The organism is Microbacterium oxydans (assembly GCF_026559675.1).
Lineage (GTDB): Bacteria > Actinomycetota > Actinomycetes > Actinomycetales > Microbacteriaceae > Microbacterium > Microbacterium oxydans_D.
The window spans coordinates 1,808,123-1,818,054 of record NZ_CP092891.1; the positions used below are offsets into that span (position 1 = coordinate 1,808,123).

Consider the following 9,932-nt stretch of genomic DNA (forward strand, 5'->3'; position numbering starts at 1 on the left):
CCTCGTACACACACATACATAACGAAGCAAGGAGCCACCACACATGGCCAACTTCACCATCGCTGACCTCAAGGCGCTGCGTGAGCAGCTCGGCACGGGAATGGTCGACACCAAGAAGGCGCTCGAGGAGGCCGACGGAGACGTCGAGAAGGCCACCGAGATCCTGCGTCTGAAGGGTGCGAAGGGCAACGCGAAGCGCGCTGACCGGTCCACCAGCGAGGGACTCATCGTCGCTCGCGAGCAGGACGGCGCCGTGACGCTCATCGAGCTCGCCTGCGAGACCGACTTCGTCGCGAAGAACGAGCGCTTCATCGCGCTGGCCGACAAGGTCGCCGACGCTGCCGCTGCCGTCAAGGCCGACTCGGTCGACGCCGCTCTCGCCGCTTCGGCGGGCGACAAGAGCGTCGAGCAGGTCATCTCGGAAGAGGCCGCGATCATCGGCGAGAAGGTCGAGCTGCGCCAGGTGCGCACGATCTCCGGCGACAAGGTCGAGGTCTACCTGCACCGCACGAGCAAGGACCTGCCGCCGCAGATCGGTGTCGTCGTCGCCTACTCGGGTGACGACGCCGAGACCGCGCGCAGCATCGCCCAGCACATCTCGTTCGCCAACCCGACGTACCTCTCCCGCGAGAACGTCCCGGCCGACGCCGTCGAGAAGGAGCGCGAGATCGTCACCGAGATCTCCCGCAACGAGGGCAAGCCGGAAGCGGCTCTCCCGAAGATCGTCGAGGGTCGCGTGTCCGCGTTCATCAAGCAGGTCGCCCTGCTCGAGCAGGACTACGCGAAGGACAACAAGCTCTCTGTCGCCCAGGTGGCGAAGGACGCCGGTATCACCGTGACGGACTTCGCGCGCTTCAAGGTCGGCGCGTAGCAAGGTCGAAGGGGTTCGGATCGCCAGATCCGAACCCCTTCTTCATGCCCACGAGGCACTATCTTGAATCGGGACGAGAGGACACCCACCCATGACTGAACGCACCGGACGCCGCCGCGTCCTTCTCAAGCTCTCCGGAGAGGCCTTCGGAGCAGGGCAGCTGGGTGTCAGCCCCGACGTCGTCTCCCAGATCGCCCGGGACATCGCCGCGGCCGTCGATCGTGTCGAGGTGGCGATCGTCGTGGGCGGTGGCAACTTCTTCCGCGGAGCAGAGCTCAGCCAGCGCGGGATGGACCGCGGACGTGCCGACTACATGGGCATGCTGGGCACCGTCATGAACGCCCTCGCCCTCCAGGACTTCCTCGAGCAGGCCGGTGCCGCGACCCGCGTGCAGTCGGCCATCTCGATGACCCAGGTCGCGGAGCCCTACATCCCGCGTCGTGCCGAGCGGCACCTCGAGAAGGGCCGCGTCGTGATCTTCGGCGCCGGCGCAGGGCTCCCGTACTTCTCCACCGACACCGTGGCCGCGCAGCGCGCACTCGAGATCGGCGCGGACGAGGTCCTGGTCGCCAAGAATGGCGTCGACGCGATCTACACCGCCGACCCGAACAAGCACGCCGACGCGGAGCGCATCGAGCGCGTCACCTACCGCGACGCGCTGCAGCGCGGCCTCAAGGTGGTCGACTCGACCGCCTTCAGCCTCTGCATGGACAACAGCATGGACATGCGGGTGTTCGGCATGGAGCCGGCCGGCAACGTCACGCGCGCCCTGCTCGGCGAGCCGATCGGAACCCTCGTCACCGCGTGAGCGTGTGACACGGCGGAGAAGACTTCGCCCGATAGAATTTGCAGAACACCCCGACGATAGGAGTCACCGTGATCGCGGACGTCCTCGCTGAAACCACCTCCCGGATGAACCGGGCGGTCGAAGCTGCCAAGGAGGACTTCTCCACGGTGCGCACGGGTCGTGCGAACCCGCAGATGTTCCAGAAGGTCCTTGTCGACTACTACGGCACGCCGACCCCCATCGCGCAGCTCGCGTCGCTGGCCAACCAGGAGGCCCGCACCCTCATCATCACGCCGTACGACAAGTCGGCGCTGAAGGCGATCGAGCAGGCCATCCGCGACATGCCGAACCTGGGGGCGAACCCCACCAACGACGGCAACCTCGTGCGCGTGACGATGCCCGAGCTCACGGCGGAGCGTCGCAAGGAGTACGTCAAGCTCGTCAAGACCAAGGCCGAGGACGCGAAGGTCCACGTCCGTGGCATCCGCCGGAAGGCGAAGGACGAGCTCGATGCGCTCAAGAGCGAGCTCGGCGAAGACGAGATCGCCCGCGGCGAGAAGGAGCTCGACGGCCTGACGCGTCAGCACGTCGACCTGATCGACGACGCGCTGAAGCGCAAAGAGGCCGAACTCCTCGAGGTGTAGTCAGGATGTCCGACGAAACGCGAGATGCCGAGGAGGGCAAGCCGGCCACGCGTCCTGACGCGCCTGCCGGCTCGTCGTCCGACGGCGTCCCGCTCGTGGATGCGGCGTTCCCGTCGTTCGACGCGGCCGCCGTCCCGCCTCGCCCGCCGCTTCCGGTGCCCGGTGACGCCGCGGTGCCGGTGACCGTGGGGCCGCTGGACACCGCCGACCACAACGCGATCCGCGAGCAGTGGCGCGCGGCCCGTGATGAGCTGGGCAGCCACGTCTCGCACGCCCGTGACCAGCTCGATCAGGCGAACGAGCGGATCAAGCAGCGCACCGGGCGCGACCTGGTGCTCGCGATCCTGATCGGCCTCGCCTTCGGCGCTGCGCTGCTCGGGTCCCTGCTCTTCATCAAGGCGCTCTTCGTTCCGTTCGCTCTCGCCGCTGCTCTGCTCGGCGTGTACGAGCTCTCGAGGGCCCTCCGCGCCTCGGGCCGTCGCATCGATGTGGTCCCGCAGCTGCTCGCCGCCGCCTTCCTGGTGCTCTCCGCGTACTTCGCGGAGCCCTGGCTTAGCTGGGTGATGCTCTTCGTCTCGGTCGCGTTCGTGATCGTGTGGCGTCTCATCGCCCAGATGACGGCCCAAGACGGACGCACCTACGGCGATGTGCTCGCCGATGCCGTCATCAGCGGCTTCGTGCAGGTGTATGTCCCGTTCCTCGCCGGCGTCGCTCTGATCCTGCTCGAGCAGGAGGGCGGCCAGTGGTGGGTGCTCAGCTTCATCGCGATCGCCGTAGCCGCCGACACCGGCGCGTACGCGGCGGGTCTCGCCTTCGGTCGTCATCCGATGGCCCCGAAGATCAGCCCCAAGAAGACCTGGGAGGGCTTCGGCGGTGCCGTCGTCGCCTCGCTCCTCGCGGGTGTGCTCCTCGCGATCTTCCTCCTCGAGCTCCCGTGGTGGGCCGGCCTCATCTTCGGTGCGTCGATCCTGCTGTCGGCGACGCTCGGCGACCTGGGCGAATCGATGCTGAAGCGCGACCTCGGGATCAAGGACATGAGTTCCTGGCTTCCCGGTCACGGCGGCCTGCTCGATCGACTCGACAGCATCCTCCCGTCGACGATCCCGGCGCTGTGCCTGTACTTCCTCCTCTCTCCCTGGGTGGTGCTGTGATGAACCAAGACCAGCTCGATGCAGAGTCGACGCAGGCACCGCCCGCGTTCGCCCTGACATCCGGTCGCGAGCGCGGCTACCACCGCACCGCGGTCGACACGTTCCTCGCCTCGGCGCGTCGCGCGTTCGAGACCGGCGGCGACGAGCTCGGTGCCGACGACGTCCGGACCGCCTCGTTCCCGCTCGTCAAGAACGGCTACGTCGTCGCGGACGTCGACGCCGCTCTCGGCCGCGTCGAGGACGCCTTCGCCGCCAGGGAGCGGGAGCGCGCCGTCCGCTCTCAGGGCGCCGGTGCCTGGGTCGAGCAGGCGCGCGCGGACGCGCAGACGATCCTCGACCACCTGGCCCGCCCGCGTCGTCACCGCTTCGCGCGCACGGGCGTCCTCACCTTCGGATACCGGATCGACGAGGTCGATCACGTGTCGACCAGGATCGTCCGCTACCTCCGCGACGGGGATGCCCTGTCCGCCGAGCAGCTGCGCTCCGCCGCGTTCCGCATGCAGCGCGGCGGCTACCGCGAGGAGCAGGTCGATGCCCTCCTGGACGCGACCATCGACGTGATCCTCGCCGTCCGCTGACCATCCTGATGGTCGATTCAGGCGGCTTTGCGTAGACTGTCTTCCATCGTGAACTCCCGAAACGACATGAACCCCGAATCACGCGCCCTCCCGCCGGTGTCTGCGGCGACGGTTTCCGCCGCACGCAAGGGCGCTCCTCGTCGGTCTCGCCGTCGTGGTGTGGCCAGCGTGATCAGCGCGCTCGCGGTCGTCGGATTCGCGGGTGCGCTCGTCGCTCCGACCGGCGTGGCCATGGCCGAGCCGGCCGCGCCGGATGCACCCGATTCCGCATACTCGCTGGCACTCGCCGACACGCAGAACCTCACGGTCACGGTCACCGGGGCCACCATCGCCCCCGTGGAACGCGGCACCTTCGAGGTGTACGTGAAGCCGAAGCCCAAGCCGAAGCCGGCTCCCACGGTGGCCTCGCAGTCGAACTCGGGTTCGTCCGGCGGATCCTCCGGCGGTTCGGCCCTGCCCCCGTACTCCGGCGGCGGAGCGCCTGCCGAGTGGATGGCCGCCGCCGGCATCGCGCAGGGCGACTGGCAGTACGTCGACTACATCGTCTCGCGGGAGAGCGGCTGGAACCCGAACGCAACGAACAGCTCCTCCGGAGCCTGTGGTCTCGTGCAGGCGCTGCCCTGCAGCAAGGTTCCCGGCAACGGCTACAACCCGGTGGACAACCTGCGTTGGGGCACCGGCTATGCGGTCGGCCGCTACGGCAGCTGGTCCGGCGCGTACAACTTCTGGATCAACAACCACTGGTGGTGAGCAGGCACGATGCCCCGCTCCCGCAAGCGCCCTCCGGCGCGCCCTGACACCGAGGACTCGTTCGATCGACTGCTCGCGGGCTGGAAGCGCTCGGAGACGCGGCGCGGCAGCGAGTGGACGGTGCAGCCGGTTTCCGCCCTGCAGGCGCAGAAGGAGTACATCTGCCCGGGCTGCGGCCGCACCATCGAGTCGGGGACGGCTCATCTGGTCGCGTGGCGCGCGGACGGCGTGCTGGGCGATGCGGCCGACCTGGCCGCTCGTCGGCATTGGCACACACACTGTTGGAGGATGGCGTGAGCATGGAGATCCGAGGACCGCTGGAGCTTCCGGCGCAGCGAGAGGACATAGAGCTCGCGACGGCCGACGGACTGACCCTGGTCGGCGAACTCGCCGTTCCGGAGGAAGCCGCCCCCGTCGCCACCCTCGTGACGCTGCACCCGCTGCCCACCGCCGGCGGCTTCATGGACTCGCACATCATCCGCAAGGCGGCCGCGCGGCTTCCTGCGCTGGCCGATCTCGCGGTCCTGCGGTTCAACACGCGCGGCACCACCTCACCCCGCGGTACGAGTGACGGCGCTTTCGACGGCGGCGGTGCGGAGCAGTTCGACGTCGCCGCGGCGATGTCGTTCGTCCGGGAGCGCGGACTGCCGCGTCCCTGGCTCCTCGGCTGGTCCTTCGGCACCGAGCTCGCGCTGAAGTACGGCCGCGAGCACGAGATCGAGGGCATCATCCTGCTCTCCCCGCCGCTCCATCGCGCGACCGAGGACGAGGTCGCGGCTTGGGCGGCGACCGACGTCCCGGTCATCGTGCTGGTCCCGGAGTTCGACGACTACCTCCGACCGGCCGAGGCCCGTGAGCGCTTCGCGTCGATCCCGCACGCACAGTTGATCGCCGTCGAGGGCGGCAAGCACCTGTGGGTCGGCGAGACGCAGACGCGGCGTGTGCTGACGGAGATCGTGGCGGCGGTCAACCCCTCCGCCCTGCCGCTCGCGACGCATTGGCCGCCGTCGGCCTGAGCCGACCGCGGGAGCCTCAGAGCTCGTTCATTCGCGGGATCAGCACCTGACGGTAGATGATCAGGATGCTCGCGGCGACGGGGATGGCGATGAGCGCCCCGAGGAGTCCGAGCAGGCTGCCGCCGGCGAGAGCCGCGACGACGACGACGGCGCCGGGGACCGAGACGGCACGGCTCATGATGCGCGGGGAGATCACGTACGCCTCGATCTGCATGTAGACGAGGTAGTAGATGGCCGCGGCGATCGCGATCCCGGGGGAGCCGAGTCCGGGGATGAGGCAGACCAGGACGATGATCGTCGATCCGGTCAGCGTGCCGACCAGCGGGATCAGGGAGAAGAAGAACGCGATGATCGCGAGCACCGCCGGGAACGGCGCATCGATGATCGACAGGTAGATGGCACTGAGCACGCCGTTGATCACCCCCTGCGTGACCTGTCCCATGACGTAGTAGCCGACCGAGTCCGTGATCTGCTCGGAGAGGTCGATGAAGCGCTCGCGCTTCGACGCCGGCGCGAGCTGGTACACCGCGCGCTTGAGCGACGGCGTCGACGCCGTGAGGTAGATCGTGAGGATGAGGATGATGAAGGCTCCGAAGAGCCCGCTGAGCGCGGCACCGCTGGCGATGAGGACCCCCTGCCCGATGGAGCCGCCGATCTCCGCCAGGTTCGTCGTCAGCCAGTCCGTGACGTAGGTGAAGACGAGGTCGACCCGCAGATTCGGGAAGGCGTCCTGCATCCATTCCTTGAGGTCGGGGATCAGGGTGCCTCGCTGGACGATCGCCGAGATCTGCGCGATCAGCTGCGAGATCTGATCCACCAGGACGGGGAGGATGATGAGCACGATCCCGACGAACACCGCGAGCACCGCGAGGATCGTCACGAGGACCGCGAGCCAGCGCGGCAGCCGACGCCGCTCCAGGAAGGAGACGAGCGGATCGAGGCCCAGGCTCAGGAACAGCGCGGTTCCCACGTAGAGGAGGACGCTCGAGAGCGTCTGGACGCTGCTGATCAGCAGGATCCCCAATCCCACGCCGAGTGTCGCCACCAAGGCGGTGCGGAAGGGGTTGTGGATCTTCATCGGGTGACTCCTCGGGGTGGCTGGAGCAAGGCTATCCATCAGTCCGGTCGCGTCGCGGGCGACGTGCCGATCCAGCACGCACTGCATCTGCTCGTGGGCAACACACAGCTGATTTCGCTAGTCTGAAATGTCGAGTGTTGCGTCGCGGGCAGATGCCCGGGATGCGTGAGGAGACTATTCGTGCGTTTCGTATGGGCCGTGGTGGCCTTCGTGCTGGCCGCCGCGCTGATCGGCGCGGGTATCGCCCAGCGCACCATCTTCCTGGGACCGGAGTCGCAGCAGACGAAGGTCGGCATCGACGAACCCGCCCCCTTCGTCCTCCTGGACGGTGACGTGCTCCGGATGCACCCGGGCGCTCAGACCCTCATCGTCCGCGGCGAGGGCGAGATCTTCGGCAGCTACGGTCGCACGGCCGACATGGAGGCCTGGCTCGCCGACACCGACTACAACCGCGTCACGGTCGACGACGACGGCGACCTCGCGGTCGAGCACGTCGCGGCACAGGACGACGCGGCCGAAGCCGGTGGCGACGGCGACGGAGCGACGGACGAGCCCGCCGGGCGCGATCCCCGCGGCTCCGATCTCTGGCTCCACTCGTTCACGGACGAGGGCCGCCTCATCGCCGACAAGATGCAGCTCCCCGAAGGCACCAGCATGCTCGTCGCCTACGACGGCACGCAGGATGCGCCCGACGACATCGTCGTGTCCTGGCCGCTCGACAACCGGACCCCCTTCGCCGGACCGCTCATGGTCGCCGGTGGCATCATGCTGCTGATCGGCCTCATCCTCTACATCCTCGGGATCCGTCACCAGCGTCGCGGACGCGGTCCTCGACGCAAGGGCCCCGGTCCGCTTCCGGCCACCGAGCCGATCGACGTCGCGGTTCTTCCCCCGGCGGAGCGTGCCGCCATCGAGAGCACCGACGCCCCGGCCGCGGACCCGGCGGCAGCACCGACCGACACCGATGTGGAGGACGCGGAGATCATCGACGACACCAAGGAGTCCGACACGAAGAGCTCGATGCGCGCAGCCCCCGCCGTGCGCCGTCGCCGTCGCCTGCTCGTCATCCCGGCGCTCGGGCTCACGGCGATCCTGGCCGCCGGCTGCTCCGCCGACTCGTGGCCGCAGGTCGGCGAGGGCTCGCCGACGCCGTCGCCCAGCCCGACGGTGATCGCGCCCGAGAACCAGAAGCCGCCGGCAGTGACCGAAGGCCAGGCCAAGCGCATCCTGAAGGAGATCTCCGAGACCGTGGTGGAGGCCGACACGGCGATGGACATCGACCAGGCGGCCACGCGCCTCGACGGTCCCGCCCTCGCCGCGCGCACCACCGAGTACGCGCTGCGCGCGAAGATCAAGGGCATGAAGGCCCCCGCGGCGATTCCGACCGACGACTTCGAGGTCATCCTCCCGGAGGCGACGGACCGTTGGCCCCGTACCGTCCTCATGCTCTCCAAGAGCACGGGCGACGACACCGTGCCCCCGGTCCTGCTCATGATGTCGCAGGCGGACCCCTGGTCGAACTACAAGGTCACGAACATGGCCGAGATGTCCGCGGACGCGGTGTTCCCGGACGTCGCCGCACCGTGGCTCGGAGCCTCCCTCGTCCCCTCGGACTCGGCCTTCCTCTCGATCCCGCCGGCCGAGGTCGCCTCGGCCTTCGCCGATGTGGTCGACTCGGGGGAGAAGAGCGAGTACTACGGCAAGTTCGACGACCTGTCGCTGAAGCTCGCCGATTCCGTCACCGCCAGCCGTCAGGTCGTGGTGAAGGGCCTCGCCGACAAGGGGGCCGCCAAGACGTCGAAGGCGTCGTTCGACATGTCGCCCACGAAGGACGCGCCGATCTCGATGACGACGCTCGACAGCGGGGCGATCGTCGCCGTGTCGATGATCGATGTCGAGAGCGTGAAGCCGACCGCCAGCGACGTGATGATCCGCTTCGGGGAGAACCCCCAGGCCAAGGCGCTGACCGGGGCGACCGAGTCGGCGAAGGGCGTCGAGACGACGTACGAGTTCCAGCTGTTCTTCTCGGTCCCCGCGCAGGGGTCGACGGAGCAGATCAGGCTCCTGGCAGTCCACCAGGACCTCGTTTCCGTGAAGGTGATCAAGTGAGTGAGATCTCTCCCGCCGCTCTGCGCGGCGCCGTCGACCTGTCGAGCCTCCGCAACCGACCGGCATCGCCGGCAGAGGGGGCGCCGGCTCCCGGCGTCGTCGATCTCGTCGTCGATGCGACGGACGAGACCTTCGGCCAGATCCTCGAGATCTCGCGGACCGTCCCCGTCGTCGTCGACCTGTGGGCTGAATGGTGCGGACCCTGCAAGCAGCTGAGCCCGATCATCGAGAAGGTCACCAGGGAGCTCGGCGGACGCGTGCTGCTCGCCAAGGTCGACGTGGACGCGAACCCGCAGCTCGCGCAGAGCTTCCGCGCCCAGTCGATCCCGATGGTCGTGGCACTGATCGCCGGCCAGCCGGTGCCGATGTTCACGGGCGCGGTGCCCGAGCAGCAGGTGCGCGACGTGTTCGCCCAGCTGCTGCAGGTGGCCGCGCAGAACGGCGTCACCGGGACCCTCTCGGTCGGGACCGACGCCGATGCCCCCGCTGCGCCGGAGGAGCCCGATCTGCCTCCGCTGCACGCCGAGGCATACGCGGCGATCGAGGTCGGCGACTACGCCGCCGCGATCCGGGCGTACGAGAAGGCCCTCGCCGAGAACCCGCGTGACGAGGAAGCCCTTGCCGGTCTCGGCCAGGTGCGTCTGCTCGACCGTGTGCAGGGACTCGACCTGCAGGCGGCGCGTGCCGCGGCTGCGAACGGCCCCCTCGATGTCCAGGCGCAGTTCGACGTGGCCGATCTCGACCTCGCCGGCGGTCACGTGGACGACGCCTTCGGACGTCTCCTCGACCTGTTCTCGCAGTTGCCCTCCGACCAGCGCACACCGGTCCGGGAGCGCCTGATCGAGCTGTTCGGCCTCATCGGCGCCGCCGACCCGCGTGTGGTGTCGGCGCGCAACCGTCTCTCGTCGTTGCTCTTCTAGTGGCGGCTTCTTCGAGAGGCGCCTTCTT

The 9,932-nt window shown here is 68.7% G+C and carries 11 protein-coding genes; 10 read left to right on the top strand and 1 reads right to left on the bottom strand.

The window, feature by feature from the left end; translation table 11 throughout:
• The first annotated feature begins 43 nt into the window (after positions 1-43).
• The 8 genes from tsf (at position 44) to MME74_RS08635 (ending at position 5,797) form a co-directional block, all read left to right on the top strand.
• Positions 44-871 (top strand): translation elongation factor Ts, encoded by an 828-nt coding sequence (gene tsf, locus MME74_RS08600; protein WP_267418406.1) that lies wholly within the window; start codon positions 44-46, stop codon positions 869-871.
• Positions 872-962: 91 nt separating this feature from the next.
• Positions 963-1,679: a UMP kinase gene (gene pyrH, locus MME74_RS08605; protein WP_017830711.1), complete on the top strand. Its 717-nt coding sequence runs from the start codon at positions 963-965 to the stop codon at positions 1,677-1,679.
• A gap of 68 nt (positions 1,680-1,747) precedes the next feature.
• Positions 1,748-2,302: a ribosome recycling factor gene (gene frr / locus MME74_RS08610; RefSeq protein ID WP_267418409.1), complete on the top strand. Its 555-nt coding sequence runs from the start codon at positions 1,748-1,750 to the stop codon at positions 2,300-2,302.
• Between the two features lie 5 nt (positions 2,303-2,307).
• The gene (locus tag MME74_RS08615) at positions 2,308-3,453 is read left to right on the top strand and encodes a phosphatidate cytidylyltransferase (protein WP_267418410.1); all 1,146 of its coding nucleotides are present in this window, start codon (positions 2,308-2,310) and stop codon (positions 3,451-3,453) included.
• Positions 3,453-4,031 (top strand): DivIVA domain-containing protein, encoded by a 579-nt coding sequence (locus MME74_RS08620; RefSeq protein ID WP_267418411.1) that lies wholly within the window; start codon positions 3,453-3,455, stop codon positions 4,029-4,031. The genes MME74_RS08615 and MME74_RS08620 overlap by 1 nt, the downstream gene beginning before the upstream one ends.
• A gap of 48 nt (positions 4,032-4,079) precedes the next feature.
• The gene (locus MME74_RS08625; protein ID WP_267418412.1) at positions 4,080-4,781 is read left to right on the top strand and encodes a transglycosylase SLT domain-containing protein; all 702 of its coding nucleotides are present in this window, start codon (positions 4,080-4,082) and stop codon (positions 4,779-4,781) included.
• 9 nt (positions 4,782-4,790) lie between these two features.
• Complete coding sequence (locus MME74_RS08630; RefSeq protein WP_267418413.1) at positions 4,791-5,078, top strand: hypothetical protein; 288 nt, start codon at positions 4,791-4,793, stop codon at positions 5,076-5,078.
• A gap of 2 nt (positions 5,079-5,080) precedes the next feature.
• Positions 5,081-5,797: an alpha/beta hydrolase gene (locus MME74_RS08635; protein ID WP_267418541.1), complete on the top strand. Its 717-nt coding sequence runs from the start codon at positions 5,081-5,083 to the stop codon at positions 5,795-5,797.
• 16 nt (positions 5,798-5,813) lie between these two features.
• Here the strand turns inward: MME74_RS08635 and MME74_RS08640 are convergent, their stop codons facing one another.
• Positions 5,814-6,875: an AI-2E family transporter gene (locus MME74_RS08640; RefSeq protein WP_267418414.1), complete on the bottom strand. Its 1,062-nt coding sequence runs from the start codon at positions 6,873-6,875 to the stop codon at positions 5,814-5,816.
• Between the two features lie 180 nt (positions 6,876-7,055).
• On the opposite strand from MME74_RS08640, the gene MME74_RS08645 reads away from it, so the two are divergent.
• Entirely contained in the window at positions 7,056-8,984 is a 1,929-nt protein-coding gene (locus MME74_RS08645; RefSeq protein ID WP_267418415.1) for a glycosyl transferase, read from the top strand.
• The gene (locus MME74_RS08650; protein WP_267418416.1) at positions 8,981-9,904 is read left to right on the top strand and encodes a tetratricopeptide repeat protein; all 924 of its coding nucleotides are present in this window, start codon (positions 8,981-8,983) and stop codon (positions 9,902-9,904) included. Before MME74_RS08645 ends, MME74_RS08650 begins: the two co-directional genes overlap by 4 nt.
• Positions 9,905-9,932 lie beyond the last annotated feature (28 nt).